This window comes from Roseomonas sp. CECT 9278, from assembly GCF_918698155.1.
GTDB lineage: Bacteria > Pseudomonadota > Alphaproteobacteria > Acetobacterales > Acetobacteraceae > Neoroseomonas.
Window position 1 is genome coordinate 1 of record NZ_CAKKLX010000026.1, and the last position, 13,792, is coordinate 13,792.

The window sequence follows — 13,792 nt, forward strand, 5'->3', positions numbered from 1 at the left end:
AAGTCGCCCTCATCGCCTGCCTGCGCCGCCTGCTCACCATCCTCAACGCGATCATCAAGGCGCAACGTCCATGGCAAAACGCTTGACCCGCAAGACGGTCGCTCTGGACACCAATACCTGATCGGGGAATTTGGGGTGGGGCATGGCGCGCCGTTCGCGTCAGTTGTTCCGGCGATGCCCCTCCCCAAATCCCCCGATTGAAGTTGAGGGATCCAAGGGCCTCAAGCCCTTGGTTGGGGAGGTCCGGAGGGGGCAAGGCCCCCTCCGTGCCGCGCTCACCCAGCCGGGATCAGCTTCACCCGCTTCCCATCCACCCCCAGCGCCAGCCGTCCGCCCTTCAGCGCCAGTGCGGCCTCGCCGAACACGTCCCGGCGCCAGCCGTGCAGGGCTGCGACGTCGTCGCCGTCGCCGGCGGCCAGGCGGTCCAGGTCGTCGCTGGTCGCGAGCAGTTTCGGGGCGACGTTGTGTTCCTCGCTTTTCGCCGCCAGCAGGACCTTCAGCAGCGCCACCAGCGCGGGGGAGGCGGGCGGGCCGGCGCGGTCCTTCGGCGCCTCGGGCAGGCTGTCGTCGGGCATGTCCTTGCCGGCCTTCACGGCGGCGAGCAGCCCGGCGCCCGACCGCCCCTTGGCGAAGCCTTCCGAGATGCCGCGGGCGCGCGCCAGGTCGGCCGCGGCCTCCGGCGTGGTGGCGGCGATCTCGAGCAGGGTCTCGTCCTTCACCAGGCGCTGGCGCGGGATGTTGATGCGCTGCGCCTCGCGCTCGCGCCAAGCCGCCACGGCCTGCAGCACCCCCAGGAAGCGCCGGTTCGTGGTGCGCGGGCGCAGCCTTTCCCAGGCGGTTTCGGGGTCCTGGCGATAGGTCGCGGGATCGGCCAGCGCGCCCATTTCCTCGGCCACCCAATTCAGGCGCCCCTCGCGCCGCAGCTTGGCGTCGAGCGCGGTGTAGATGCGCCGCAGATGCGTCACATCCGCCGCGGCATAGGCCAGCTGCGCGGCGGAGAGCGGGCGCGCCGACCAGTCGGAGAAACGGTGCGCCTTGTCGATCTGCACCCCGGCCAGCGACCGGCACAGCCCGTCATAGGACACCTGGTCGCCATAGCCGGCGACCATGGCGGCGATCTGCGTGTCGAACAGGGGGGTCGGCACGGCGCCGAACTTCAGCAGGAAGATCTCCACATCCTGCCGCGCGGCGTGGAACACCTTCACCACCGCCGGATCGGCCAGCAATTCGCCGAGCGGGGCGAGGTCGAGCCCCGGCGCCAGCGCGTCGACTTCGGCCACCTCGTGCTCGCCGGCCAGCTGCACCAGGCACAGCTCCGGCCAGTAGGTGCGCTCGCGCATGAATTCGGTGTCGACCGTGACGAAGGCCTCGGTCCGCAGGCGGGCGCAGAGCGCGGCCAGGGCCTCGGTCTCGGTGATCAGGACGGGGGTGGGTTCGGCTGCGGCAGCGGGGCGGCGACTCATGTGGGTTCGGTTCTAGACCCCGGGGCGGGGGGAGGGAAGGCGGCGCGGGGCGGTCGGCCGCCGGCCGGGCCTGCGGGCCCGCCGGCGTGGGCGAAGACGGCAAGCGCGCAGGCGGCCTTGCGGCCCCCCCCGGCGTGGCGGGCGCCGGTGTCGCGGCGGGCACCACCTTGGCGGGCGCAGCCTGGCGAGGCGGGCTGGCGGCGCGCAGGGGCACGGCGCATCGTGGACGGCGCAACGGAGAACACGCCCATGCAGATGCGCCCGCTCGGCCGGTCCGGCCTGTCGGTTCCCCCGGTCGTCTTCGGCGGCAATGTCTTCGGCTGGACCGCGGACCAGGCGATGTCCTTCCGCCTGCTCGATGCCTGCGTCGAGCGCGGGCTGGTCGCGATCGACACGGCCGATGTCTATTCCACCTGGGTCGCCGGGCACGCGGGCGGCGAATCGGAGACCGTGATCGGTGCCTGGCTGAAGGCGCGCCCCGGGGTGCGCGACCGCGTGCTGATCCTGACCAAGTGCGGCATGGAGATCCCCGGGCAGGGCAAGGGCCTGTCGCCCGCCTGGATCGCGACCGCCGCGGAGGCCTCGCTCAAGCGCCTCGGGATCGACCGCATCGACCTGTACCAGGCGCACAAGGATGACGAGGCGACGCCGCTGGCCGAGACGCTCGGCGCCTTCCAGCGGCTCATCGAGGCCGGCAAGGTGCGCGCCATCGGGTCGTCCAACTACACGGCCGCGCGGCTGAAGGCGGCGCTGGACCTGAGCGCGCAGCACGGCCTGCCGCGCTTCGAGAGCCACCAGCCGGTCTACAACCTGATGGACCGCGGCATCGAGGCCGGGCTGCTGCCGCTGTGCCTGGCGGAGCAGGTGGGGGTGATCACCTATTCCGCGCTGGCCTCGGGCTTCCTGAGCGGCAAGTACCGGACGGCGGCGGACCTGACGAAGTCGGTGCGCGGCGAGCGGTCGGTGGCGAAGCACATGACCGACAAGGGCATGGCCGTGCTGGCGGCGCTGGATGCGGTGGCGGGCCGGCACGGGATCAGCCCGGCGGCGGTGGCGCTGGCCTGGCAATTGGCCCGCCCGGGCATCACGGCGCCGATCGCGAGCGCGACCAGCCCCGCGCAGCTGGCCGAACTGGCGGCGGCGGGCGAGGTGGCGCTGACCGCGGCGGAGATGGATGCGCTGGACGCCGCCAGCGCCTGAGGCGCCGCGCGCCGGCGCGCCCTGCCGCCGGCGCCTGGCCCGGCTGGGCGCGGACCATCCCGCCGCGCAGGGTCCGCGGGCTGTCCCGGCATCGTCGCGCGGGGGCAGCGGCGGCCGGACCGGGTCTGGCGCCCGCCGATGGAGGTGATGGACGCCGATGCCCGCCCAGGCACCCCGCTACGCGCGGGCGCGTCAGGGCGCGCCATGGGTCGCCACCCAGGCCGAGGTGTCGAGCCCGGCGCAGACCGGCATTTCCCGCCGCGCCAGCAGGAACCACCCCGCGCCGTCCCAGGCCCAGGCGCGGATGGTGCCGCAATCCTCCCGCCCGGCCGGGTGGTCCTGGGCGCGCAGCACGCCGAAGTCGAAGTCGAAGACGCTCGCCGCCAGCCCCTCGGTCCCGGCGGCGCGGGCCGGCCGGTCGCCATCGGGCAGTGCCAGGGGCGCCGGCTGGCCGCCCGGCGGCGCGCCGAACCAATGCAGCCGCGCGCCGGCGCAGGCGATCGACCACAGCCGCCCGCCGCCCGGCAGGTCGAACTGACGCAGGGCGCCGGCGCAGGGGGACCCGGGCAGGGGTGCCGGCGGCAGCGCCTCGATGGCGGGTGCCAGGCGGTTGCGCGGATGCGGGGCGTGCATCGCCAGGGCCTGCGGCGCCGGCAGGCGCGCGCGCATCAGCGCCATCCAGGCGGCGCGGAAGCCGGCAGGGTCCGGCAGCCGGACCGGCGGGCTGGCGGCGAGCGGGTCGCCGCGGAGCAACTGCGCGAGCCAGGCCGCCGCCCAGTCGTCGGGAAGGCTCCCGCGGCTGCGCGGCAGGATGTGGCGCGGGGCGGGGGCATCCGGCGGGAAGGGGCCGACCGAGACGCCGCCATCCGGCAGCGGGCGGTCATCGAGCGGGATGGCTTCGATCGCCACGGCGGCGTTCGCGGTGGCGGCGACCTCGATGCGCAGCGCCAGGCGGGTGGTGCCCGGTGCGGCCATGGGCAGGCCCACCAGGGTGCAGCGGCCGGTGTCGGTGCAGCCCATCAGCCAGTCGCCATGCCGTTGCAGGCCATCGGCGGCGCCGGGGGCGGGCGCCAGCAGCCAGGCCAGGACGAGCGCGGCGGCAAGGCGCGGGGGGTGTGGCATGGCGGGCTCCGGACGCTGCGCCCAGCCTGTCGCGCTGCCGCCGTCAGGGCCATGAGGCGCTTCGCAGCGCTGGCGCCGGCGGGGCCGGGTCGGTGGGCGGTGCCGCGCGGCACGCCGCCGATCGCGGTGGTAGCGGGTTGAAAATAGGAAAAAAGTCAGATATCATCCAGGCGATGGAGCCACCCCGCCGCGCCCCTGCCGCGCCGACCCCAAGCCCCCCGGCGATGCCCGCCGGCGCATTTGTCCGAAACCCGCATGGCCGGGCGGCGCCGCGGCCGACCGCCGCCGCGCTTGACAGCCCCGGCCCTCTCGGTCCCTCTGCGCGGCCTTCCCTCCCAGCCTGTCACGGTCGCCAGAACATGCACGCCTATCGGACCCATACCTGCGCCGCGCTGCGCGCCACCGACGCCGGCAAGACCGTGCGGATTTCCGGCTGGGTGCACCGCAAGCGCGACCATGGCGGGGTGCTGTTCGTCGACCTGCGGGATCATTACGGCCTGACGCAGTGCGTGGTGGCGGCCGGCTCGCCGCTGCTGCCCACGCTGGAGGAAACCCGCCCCGAGAGCGTGGTGACCATCACCGGCGAAGTCGTGCTGCGCGAGGGCGCCACGGTGAACCCCAAGCTGCCCACCGGCGAGATCGAGCTCCGCGTGCGCGAGGTCACGATCCAGTCCGCCGCCGAACAGCTGCCCATCCAGGTGGCCGGCGAGCAGGAATTCCCCGAAGACCTGCGCCTGCGCTACCGCTTCCTCGATTTGCGGCGCGAACGCCAGCACCGCAACATCATGCTGCGCGCGGGGGTGATCGCGAGCATCCGCCGCCGCATGATCGACCAGGGCTTCACCGAGTTCCAGACGCCGATCCTGACCGCGTCGTCCCCCGAGGGCGCGCGCGACTTCCTGGTGCCCGCGCGCAACCACCCCGGCAAGTTCTATGCGCTGCCGCAGGCGCCGCAGCAGTTCAAGCAGTTGGCCATGGTGGCGGGCTTCGACCGGTATTTCCAGATCGCCCCCTGCTTCCGCGACGAGGCCTCGCGCGCCGACCGCTCGCCGGGCGAGTTCTACCAGCTCGACTTCGAGATGAGCTTCGTCACGCAGGAAGACGTGTTTGCCGCGATCGAACCCGTCATCGCAGGTGTGTTCGAGGAATTCGCGGGCGAGCGGAAGGTGTATGGCGCACCCTTCCCGCGCATCGCCTACGACACCGCCATGCTGGAATACGGCTCGGACAAGCCGGACCTGCGCAACCCGCTGCGCATCACCGACGTGACGCAGCACTTCGCGGGCTCGGGCTTCGGGCTGTTCGCGAAGATCGCGGCCTCGGGCGGCATCGTGCGCGCCATCCCGGCCCCCGGTGCCGCCGACAAGCCGCGCGGCTTCTTCGACAAGCTGAACGACTGGGCGCGGGCGGAAGGGGCGGGTGGCCTCGGCTACATCCAGTTCGCCGCCGATGGCGCGAAGGGGCCGATCGCGAAGAACCTCGAAGCCGACCGCGTCGAGGCCATCCGCGCCGCCTGCGGCCTCAACCCCGGCGACGCCGTGTTCTTCGCCGCCGGCAAGAAGGACGATGCCCCGAAGTTTTCCGGCAAGGTCCGCACCCGCCTCGGCGAGGAGCTTGGCCTGATTGCACAGGACGAATTCCGCTTCTGCTGGATCGTCGACTTCCCGATGTACGAGATGAACGAGGACACGAAGCAGATCGACTTCAGCCACAACCCCTTCTCCATGCCGCAGGGTGGGCTGGAGGCGCTGAACTCGATGGACCCCTTGGACATCAAGGCGTTCCAGTACGACATCGTGTGCAACGGCGTGGAACTGAGCAGCGGCGCCATCCGCAACCATCGCCCCGAGATCATGATCCGCGCCTTCGAGATCGCCGGCTACACCGCCCAGGATGTCGAGGACCGCTTCGGCGGCATGCTCAACGCCTTCCGCTACGGCGCGCCGCCGCATGGTGGCTCCGCACCTGGCATCGACCGCATCGTGATGTTGCTCGCTGACGAACCGAACATCCGCGAGGTCATCCTCTTCCCGCTGAACCAGCAGGGCGAGGATTTGATGATGCAGGCGCCGGCCCCGGTGCCGGCGGCGCGGCTCAAGGAACTGCACCTCAAGCTGGATCTGCCGCCCGCGAAGGGTGCGGCGGGGCCGAAGACTCCCTAAGTTGATGGTCCCGTCCTGCCCAAGGAGACCGCGATGCGGCTGCGCCTGCTGACTGCCCTTCTCGCGCTCCTCCTGGCCCCCGTGGCGCAGGCGCAGGCGCCCGCCGCCACGCCGGTGCCGCAGGGCCAGCAGATCGAGGCGCGCCACCTGGCGGCGCATCGCGCGGCCTATCGCCTCACGCTGGCGCAGGCGCGCGAACCCGGCAACATCGCCCGCGCCGAGGGTGCCATGGGCTACGAGGTGATCGACGCCTGCGACGGCTGGGCGACCCGCCAGCGTTTCTCGCTGACGCTGACCGATCGCGACGGCACCGAGGTCGAGACCGCATCGGACTACGCGACCTACGAGAGCAAGGACGGCCGCCGCCTGCGTTTCACGCTCACGCAGATGACGCAGGGCGCGGTCACCACCCGCATCGCCGGCGAGGCCGAGATCGGCGCCGATGGTTCGGGCGTTGTGCGCTACAGCGAACCCGCCGCGCGCGAGGAACGCCTGCCGCCGGGCACCATGCTGCCCAACCACCACACCATCCTGACGCTGAACGCCGCGCGTGGTGGCCAGCGCCTGGTGGTCGGCCCGCTGTTCGATGGCACCTCGGAGGATGGCGCGCAGGACACCACGACGGTGCTGTCGGCCTGGGATGCGCCGCGCGATGTGGCGGAATTCCCAGCACTTTCGCCACTGGGGTCCGTGCGGATGCGGATCGCCTTCTTCGACCGCGACGCGCAACAGCAAGGCGGCGGCGCGACCACGCCGTCCTATGAGGTCTCCTTGCGCTACTGGGAGAACGGCATCGCCGACCAGCTGCTGATGGACTTCCGCGAATTCGTCGTGGAAGGCCGGATGGTGAAGCTCGAGGACGTGCCCGGCGGGTGCTGAGGCGCTGTCGGTGAGCCTCTCGCTGGCCTATGCGTATCTCGGCATCGCCATCGTCAGCGAGGTGATCGCGACCTCGGCGTTGAAGGCCTCGGACGGCTTCACGCGGCTCTGGCCGAGCCTGGCCACGGTGGTGGGCTACGCCATCGCCTTCTATTGCCTGGCGCTGACGCTGCGCGTGATCCCGACGGGCATCGCCTATGCGATCTGGTCGGGGGTCGGGATCGTGCTGATCTCGGCGGTCGGCTGGGTGTGGTTCCGGCAGGCCCTGGACCTGCCGGCGCTGGTCGGGATGGGGTTGATCGTGGCGGGCGTGGTGGTGCTGAACGTCTTCTCGAAGTCGGTCGCGCACTGACGTGCGCGCGGCGGGGGTCAGCCCCGCCGCAGGTTCCACACGAAGGGGTTGGGCCCCTGGAGCACGCCGTCGATGTCGCGGCGGAAGGCCGTGCGCAGGCGGAACAGGCCGGTCGGCGCGAAGGGCACCGCATCCCAGGCCAGTTCCTGCAGCCGGCGCATCGCCGTGGCCTGCGTGTCGGCATCGGTGGCGCCGATCCAGGCCTCGACCTGCTGCTCCACCGCCGCATCGGTCGGCCAGCCGGGCCAGGCGGCCAGGCCGTTCATGCGGATGGCGAAGGAGACCGCGGGGTTGGCGATGGTCGCCGCCGGGCCATTGGTGTTGTGCAGGTTCCAGCCGCCCTGCGCCGGCGCGTTGCGATTGGACCGGCGCGCGAGCACCGAGGCCCAGTCGCTTTCGACCACCTGGATGTTCACGCCGAGGCTGCGCATCAGCGCGACCGTGAGCCGCCCCTGCTGCGTCACCGCCGGGAAGTCGGACGGGTTGATGTGAACGATCGGTTCGCCGCTGTAGCCGGCCTCACGCAGGGCGGCGCGGGCACGGTCCATGGCGGCGGGGCCGCGTGCGGCGGGCGGGAATTCCACCACGCCGGGCAGGCCGCAGGGGAACAGCGCGTGGCATTCCTGCCAGTCGCCTTCGAGCGCCACCGCCGACATGAAGTCCGACTGCACGATCACGTCGCGGATGGCGCGGCGCACGCGCACGTCGTCGAAGGGCTTGTGCAGGTGGTTGAAGCGCAGGAAGCCCAGGAAGCCGTTCGGGTCGTAGATCTGCGTGCGCGTCTGTGGCCCGCGTTCGAGCACCGGCACCAGGTCCGGCAGCGGGTATTCGATCCAGTCGATCTCGCCGGTGCGCAGTGCGGCGGCGGCGGTGCCGCCATCGGGGATCCAGTTGAGCTCCAGTCGGTCGAAATGCACGCGCTTGCCGCCGGCCGCGGCCTCGGCCGGTTCGTCGCGCGGGATGTAGGCGTCGTTGCGCGTGTAGTGGCTGCGGCTGCCCTGCACGTAGTCGGCGCCGATGAAGCGCCAGGGGCCGGAGCCGATCATGTGCTCGACCCCGAGCGCGCGGTCGGCGGGCAGGGCGGCGATGCGCTCGGGCATCATGAAGCAGGGGGATGCGCCGGGCTTGGCCAGCGCGTCGAACAGCGCGGGGAAGGGGCGGTGCAGGCGGAAGACGATGGTGCGGTCGTCGGCGGCCGACAGGTCGGCGGTGGCGCGCATCAGCACCTGGCCGAAGCCGTCGCGGGACGCCCAGCGCTTGATGGAGGCGACGCAGTCCGCCGCGCGGACCGGTTCGCCATCATGCCAGCGCAGCCCGTCGCGCAGGCGGATGCGGACGGTGCGGCCGGCATCCTCCACCGTGTGCCCTTCCGCCATCTGCGGGCGCGGGCGCAGCGCGCGGTCGGCGCCATACAGCGTGTCGAACACGCAATAGGCATGCGTGGTGATGATGGTGCTGGGGCTGAACACCGGGTCGAGCGATGCGAGTGCCGCCTGCGGCATGAAGCGCAGCGTGCGCGCGCGGGCCGTCTGCGCGAGGGCCGGGCTGGCGATGGCCGCGGCGCTGGCGGCGATGAACGTGCGGCGATGCATGCGTCGTTTCCTCCATGCCGGCGCAGGAAACGGGGGCTCCGCGCATGGCCGCGCGATGCCCCGCAAGGGTGCGAACGCGCGGACGAACGGGTGGCACCGTTCCCTACACCGGTCCGAACCGGATCAGGTTCCATGGGTCGCGGGTGAAGCCCGCCTCTCAGCCCCCGGACGGGGCTCCCCAAGGTGTCCAGGGCCTGTGTGCACCCGGCGCGGGCGGTGCGCAAGGGTGGGTCGCGCGTGGGCGTGGGTCGGCTAGGATGGTGCTCCGCCAGGGAGGAACGACCGATGGACACCGCCACGCTGCCGCCGGCGATCAGGCTGCACCCCGAGGATGGCGTCGTGATCGCGCGTGCCGTGCTGATGCCGGGAACCGTGGTCGCGCCCGGCGTCACGGTCGGTGCGCGACGCATTCCCGCCGGGCACAAGGTGGCGGTGCGCCCGCATGCGAAGGGCGAGGCGATCCGCCGCTACGGGCAGATCATCGGCTTCGCGACCGACGCGATCGAGCCCGGCGCCTGGGTGCATACGCACAACTGCGAAATGGGCGACTTCGCGCGCGACTATGCCTGGGGCGTGGATGCCAAGCCGACGCAGTACGTGGACGCGCCCGCGAGCTTCATGGGCATCCGCCGCGCCGATGGGCGCGTGGCCACGCGCAATTACATCGGCATCGTGACCAGCGTGAATTGCTCGGCGCATGTCGCGGAGCTGATCGCGCGGCAATTCGAACGCAACCCGATCACCGGGCATGATCCGCTGGAAGCCTGGCCGCATGTCGATGGCGTGGTGGCGCTGACGCACAAGACCGGCTGCGGCATGACGATGGACGAGCCGCTGCGGGTGCTCCGCCGCACGCTCGCGGGCTTCGCAAGGCATGCGAATTTCTCGCACGTCATCGCCATCGGCCTGGGCTGCGAGGTCAATCAGCTCGGCCCGATGCTGGAGGAGCAGAAGCTGACCGGGCGGCTGCGGTCGATGGACATTCAGGACAGCGGCGGGTCGCGCGCGACCGTGCTGAAGGGGATGGATTTCGTGAAGGAGGTGCTGGCGGAATCGAACACCGCCACGCGCGTGCCGGTGCCGGCTTCCGAGCTGTGCGTGGCGCTGCAATGCGGCGGGTCGGACGGGTATTCGGGCGTCACCGCGAACCCGGCGCTGGGCGCGGCGTCCGACCTGGTGGTGCGCCATGGCGGCACGGTGATCCTGTCGGAATCGCCGGAGACCTACGGCGCCGAACACCTGCTGACGCGCCGCGCCGTCTCGCGCGAGGTCGGGCAGAAGCTGGTCGACGTGATGACCTGGTGGGAGGAGTACACGAAGCGCGAGGGGGCTGAGATGAACGCCAACCCGTCCCCGGGCAACAAGGCGGGCGGCCTGACCACCATCCTGGAGAAGTCGCTCGGCGCCATGGCCAAGGCCGGCACGACCAACCTGGTCGAGGTGGTTCGCTACGCCGAACCCGTCACCGCCAAGGGCTTCGTGTTCATGGACACGCCGGGCTACGACCCTGTGGGTGCGACGGGCCAGGTGGCGGGCGGGGCGAACCTGGTCTGCTTCACCACCGGGCGCGGGTCGGTTTTCGGGATGAAGCCGGCGCCGTCCATCAAGCTCGCGACCAATACCGCGATGTATGAGCGGCTGTCGGACGACATGGACATCAATTGCGGCGCGATCGTCAGCGGCGGCGAGAGCGTGGAAGCCTGCGGACAGCGGATTTTCGAGCTGATGCTGCGGACGGCATCGGGCGAGAAGACGCGCAGCGAGGCGATGGGCTTCGGCGCGCAGGAATTCGCGCCCTGGGTGCTGGGGGCGACGATGTGAGCGGCCTGCTGCACTTGAGCCTGGCGCTTGCTGCTCTGGTCGCAATGACAGTGGCGGTCTTGTCGGCGCTGAGTGCCGCGCTCCTCCCGGTCGGCTTTCGCCGGGAAGATCGCCAGGGCCGTTTGCTGCGCGGCTTCCATCACCCCGACCTGATCATCGGCGTGGAAATGGTTTCAGGCGCCTACTTCGATGGATCGGCGGACCGCCGGCGCATTCGCATCGTCGAATTGGCGTCTGGCGAGGTCTGGGCAGCGCCCACCGAGGATCTGATCGCCGACCGCGTAGGCCAGTAGCTGGCGAACAAGGCTGATAAAAGCGTTCTTTTACAGGTCCTTACGTTGCTCGGTCTGGCAGATATGCTTGACACTGACGATTTGGATCGCCGTATAAGACATGAAACGAATGGCGAACTCGACCTCGCCGCCGTCAGGAGTATGCAGGCATGACCAGGATTTCCCTGGCCGAACGTGGCGACCAGATCATGCGCAAGCGTGACGCGGGCTTCGTCATGCCCGCCGCGGACGCCCTCCGCAACACCGGCCTGCGCCGGACGGCAGACAAGCACCGCCTGCTCGAAACACTGCGCCAGGAGGCGGAAACTCAGCGCCGCGCGCTGCCCTTCACCACCCGCATCGGGGTGTGAGGGTCCTTCTTCTCGCCCTCGGCACCGCTGCGGTGCTCGCTACGGCCATCCTGATGGTAAGCGCGCTCGTGGCAGGTGCGCGCGCCGTCCGAATCGGCGGTGCCAGGCTGCTTGTCAACGGTATCGCCTGGTTCCTGCCGCCGCCGGACCTGCCACCGGAAGCCAGGCCGCATATGCGTCGCGCCCTGCTGTGCTGGCTTGGCGCGATGGGGTGCATGGCGCTGGCCGGGCTCGCCTTCGGCGTCGGCGGGGCGCTGGCATGACAGCCGAGGCCGTCCTCGCGGCCGCGCGCCGCCTCGATGCCGCGGGCTTCATGCCGTCGAAATCCGGCAATCTCTCGCTGCGCGACGGCGATGGCTTCGTCGTCACGCCCGCCGCGCTGCCCTATGCCGAGACGACCGAGGCCGACCTGGTGCGCGTCGCTGCCGATGGCAGCGCGGTGGGCCGGCATCGGCCGTCCTCCGAATGGCAATTGCACGCCGCCATCCACGCCGCGCGCGCCGATGTGCAGGCGGTGGTCCACACGCACAGCCCGCGCGCCACCGCACTGTCCTGCGCGCGGCATGGCATCCCGCCCTTCCACTACATGGTGCTGCTGGCCGGCGGCGATGTGCGCTGCGCGGCGCACGCGACCTTCGGGACGCAGGCGCTGGCGGAGAACGCCGTCGCCGCGCTGGAGGGTCGCCGTGCCGTTCTGCTCGCCAATCACGGCGTGGTGGCGGTGGGCGCGACGCTCGCCGCCGCGGTGGCGCTGGCCTTCGAGGTCGAGAACCTCGCCGGCCAGTATCTCGACCTGCTGGCGGCCGGATTGCAGCCGGTCCTGCTGAGCGAACGTGACCTCGTGGAGGCGGCCGCGAAATTCGCCGGCTACGGGCGGGGGATCTGACCGGCGACCCTGCCTGGTGCCATCGCGCCGTGGATCAGCCCACCGGCCCGCGCGTGATGGCGGTGAGCGGCGCGTCATAGCTCCGGTAGGTCGCCTCGATCGCGGTGATGCCGGCCTTCGCCAGGCGCGCCGCATGCTTCGCGTGATAGGCCTCGGCCGCCGCGCGGGAGCGGAACAGGTAGATGCCGCCGGCGCGCCGGTCCGCGGCCGATTCGGTCCAGATCTTCCAGTCGAGGTCGGGCTCGGCGGCGATGTCCTGCGCCAGGGCGCGCAAGGCGGCCGCCTGGTCCGGCCCGCCGGGCGGGCGGGCCGGAAAATCGAAGATCAGCAGCGTCGGCCCGTCGCTCACCTGCGCGGTTGTTGCTGGGCGCGCGGCGGCGGCGGCGGGGCCAGCAGCTGCTCGATCTCGACCACCCGGCCGAGGTCGAATTGCAGCGTGCAGGCCGCGCGGTCGGCGGCAGCCTCGGCGCCGCGATCGGGGTTGGTGCCGGCGAAGTCGCAGCGGCGGTCGCGATAGGCCACCCAGGCCGCCTGCACATCCGCGAGTGCCGCGCGCCGCGCCGGGTCCTGCTGCGTTGCCAGCAGCCGTTCCACCGCAGTCTCCAGCCGCGGCGCCACCGTGGTGCGCTGCGCGTCCATGCAGCGCGCGGCCAGCGCCACGTCCTGCGAGGCGCCGATGCAGGTGCGCAGGTTTCGCTCCACCTGCGTTGCCAGGTCGTCCTGGCGCGGCGCCGCCTGGCGCTGCTGCTGCGCCGCCGCCAGGCCCGGCAGCAGCGCCACCGCGGCGAAGGCGGCGGCGCGCAGCGTCACGACGCCACCAGCTTCTGCTGCTGTTCGCCCAGCCCCGCGATGCCCAGCTTCATCACCTGCCCCGCCTTGAGGAAGACCGGCGAGGGCTTCTTGCCCAGCCCCACGCCCGGCGGCGTGCCGGTGAAGATCACGTCCCCGGGGTTCAGCGTGATGCACTGGCTGACATAGGCGATCACCTGCTTCACGCCGAAGATCATGGTGCGCGTCGAGCCATCCTGCTGGCGTACGCCATCGACGTCGCAGAACATCGACAGGTTCTGCGGGTCGGGCACCTCATCCTTGGTGACCAGCCAGGGGCCGAGCGGGCCGAAGGTGTCGAAGCCCTTGCCCTTGTCCCACGCACCGCCGCGTTCGGCCTGCCATTCACGCTCGCTGACGTCGTTGCCCACCGCGTAGCCGGCGACGTGGTCGAGCGCCTGGTCCTCGCTGACGTATTTCGCGCGGGTGCCGATGATGATGCACAGTTCGACTTCCCAGTCGGTCTTCACGCTGTTGCGCGGGATGACGACGTCGTCGTTCGGCCCCGACAGCGCGTTCAGCGACTTCAGGAAGACGATCGGTTCCTTGGGGATCGGCGCGCCGGTCTCGGCCGCGTGGTCGGCGTAGTTCAGCCCGATGCAGACCAGGTTCTTCATGCCGGTCACGGGCGGGCCCAGGCGCGGATTGCCGGCGACCTTGGGCAAGGTCGCGGGATCGATGGCGGCGATCTTCGCGAGGGCCGCCGGCGCCAGCGCATCCCCCGCGAGGTCGGGAATCATGCCCGAGAGATCGCGGATGGCCCCATCCGCGTCCAGCAGGCCAGGCTTTTCCTGCCCGGGGAGACCGTAGCGCAGCAGCTTCATCGGCGTGTTCCTGACCGTGT

15 protein-coding genes and 1 riboswitch are annotated in these 13,792 nt (G+C 71.5%); of the genes, 9 read left to right on the forward strand and 6 right to left on the reverse strand.

From position 1 onward, the window contains the following. Positions 1 to 275 precede the first annotated feature (275 nt). Positions 276 to 1,463 carry a ribonuclease D gene (rnd, locus tag LQ222_RS16560; RefSeq protein ID WP_230167941.1) on the reverse strand — a complete coding sequence of 396 codons (1,188 nt, stop codon included), beginning with the start codon at positions 1,461 to 1,463 and terminating at the stop codon, positions 276 to 278. 249 nt (positions 1,464 to 1,712) lie between these two features. Here rnd and LQ222_RS16565 point away from each other — a divergent pair, with 249 nt between their 5' ends. Then, entirely contained in the window at positions 1,713 to 2,663 is a 951-nt protein-coding gene (locus tag LQ222_RS16565) for an aldo/keto reductase (protein WP_230167942.1), read from the forward strand. A gap of 192 nt (positions 2,664 to 2,855) precedes the next feature. Here the strand turns inward: LQ222_RS16565 and LQ222_RS16570 are convergent, their stop codons facing one another. Continuing rightward, positions 2,856 to 3,785, reverse strand: coding sequence for a DUF1176 domain-containing protein (locus LQ222_RS16570; RefSeq protein WP_230167943.1), 930 nt, complete (start codon positions 3,783 to 3,785; stop codon positions 2,856 to 2,858). Positions 3,786 to 4,144: 359 nt separating this feature from the next. Here LQ222_RS16570 and aspS point away from each other — a divergent pair, with 359 nt between their 5' ends. Genes aspS through LQ222_RS16585 form a run of 3 tightly spaced genes read left to right on the forward strand, consistent with a single transcriptional unit; the run spans position 4,145 to position 7,178 of the window. Then, positions 4,145 to 5,947, forward strand: a complete 1,803-nt coding sequence (gene aspS / locus LQ222_RS16575) for an aspartate--tRNA ligase (protein ID WP_230167944.1) — start codon at positions 4,145 to 4,147, stop codon at positions 5,945 to 5,947. Between the two features lie 33 nt (positions 5,948 to 5,980). Continuing rightward, a complete protein-coding gene (locus LQ222_RS16580) occupies positions 5,981 to 6,826 on the forward strand; it encodes an EipB family protein (protein ID WP_230167945.1) in 846 nt (281 codons plus the stop codon). A gap of 22 nt (positions 6,827 to 6,848) precedes the next feature. Then, the gene (locus LQ222_RS16585; RefSeq protein WP_230168006.1) at positions 6,849 to 7,178 is read left to right on the forward strand and encodes an SMR family transporter; all 330 of its coding nucleotides are present in this window, start codon (positions 6,849 to 6,851) and stop codon (positions 7,176 to 7,178) included. A gap of 17 nt (positions 7,179 to 7,195) precedes the next feature. Here LQ222_RS16585 and LQ222_RS16590 read toward each other — a convergent pair whose 3' ends face one another. Further along, on the reverse strand, positions 7,196 to 8,770 hold the full coding sequence (locus tag LQ222_RS16590; RefSeq protein ID WP_230167946.1) for an ABC transporter substrate-binding protein: 1,575 nt from the start codon (positions 8,768 to 8,770) through the stop codon (positions 7,196 to 7,198). Between the two features lie 82 nt (positions 8,771 to 8,852). Beyond that, a riboswitch (TPP riboswitch) is annotated at positions 8,853 to 8,961 on the reverse strand. Positions 8,962 to 9,055: 94 nt separating this feature from the next. Between LQ222_RS16590 and LQ222_RS16595 the strand changes: the two genes are divergently transcribed. The 5 genes from LQ222_RS16595 (at position 9,056) to LQ222_RS16615 (ending at position 12,120) form a co-directional block, all read left to right on the forward strand. Beyond that, on the forward strand, positions 9,056 to 10,591 hold the full coding sequence (locus LQ222_RS16595) for a UxaA family hydrolase (protein ID WP_230167947.1): 1,536 nt from the start codon (positions 9,056 to 9,058) through the stop codon (positions 10,589 to 10,591). Beyond that, on the forward strand, positions 10,588 to 10,884 hold the full coding sequence (locus LQ222_RS16600; protein ID WP_230167948.1) for a hypothetical protein: 297 nt from the start codon (positions 10,588 to 10,590) through the stop codon (positions 10,882 to 10,884). Before LQ222_RS16595 ends, LQ222_RS16600 begins: the two co-directional genes overlap by 4 nt. Before the next feature lie 149 nt (positions 10,885 to 11,033). Continuing rightward, positions 11,034 to 11,234, forward strand: coding sequence for a hypothetical protein (locus LQ222_RS16605; protein WP_230167949.1), 201 nt, complete (start codon positions 11,034 to 11,036; stop codon positions 11,232 to 11,234). Continuing rightward, entirely contained in the window at positions 11,231 to 11,497 is a 267-nt protein-coding gene (locus LQ222_RS16610) for a hypothetical protein (RefSeq protein WP_230167950.1), read from the forward strand. Before LQ222_RS16605 ends, LQ222_RS16610 begins: the two co-directional genes overlap by 4 nt. Continuing rightward, positions 11,494 to 12,120, forward strand: a complete 627-nt coding sequence (locus LQ222_RS16615; RefSeq protein ID WP_230167951.1) for a class II aldolase/adducin family protein — start codon at positions 11,494 to 11,496, stop codon at positions 12,118 to 12,120. Before LQ222_RS16610 ends, LQ222_RS16615 begins: the two co-directional genes overlap by 4 nt. A gap of 34 nt (positions 12,121 to 12,154) precedes the next feature. On the opposite strand, the gene LQ222_RS16620 is transcribed toward LQ222_RS16615, so the two are convergent. Genes LQ222_RS16620 through LQ222_RS16630 form a run of 3 tightly spaced genes read right to left on the reverse strand, consistent with a single transcriptional unit; the run spans position 12,155 to position 13,772 of the window. After that, on the reverse strand, positions 12,155 to 12,469 hold the full coding sequence (locus tag LQ222_RS16620; protein ID WP_230167952.1) for a YdhR family protein: 315 nt from the start codon (positions 12,467 to 12,469) through the stop codon (positions 12,155 to 12,157). Continuing rightward, entirely contained in the window at positions 12,466 to 12,930 is a 465-nt protein-coding gene (locus LQ222_RS16625) for a lysozyme inhibitor LprI family protein (protein WP_230167953.1), read from the reverse strand. The genes LQ222_RS16620 and LQ222_RS16625 overlap by 4 nt, the downstream gene beginning before the upstream one ends. Continuing rightward, a complete protein-coding gene (locus LQ222_RS16630) occupies positions 12,927 to 13,772 on the reverse strand; it encodes a fumarylacetoacetate hydrolase family protein (protein ID WP_230167954.1) in 846 nt (281 codons plus the stop codon). Before LQ222_RS16630 ends, LQ222_RS16625 begins: the two co-directional genes overlap by 4 nt. Positions 13,773 to 13,792 lie beyond the last annotated feature (20 nt).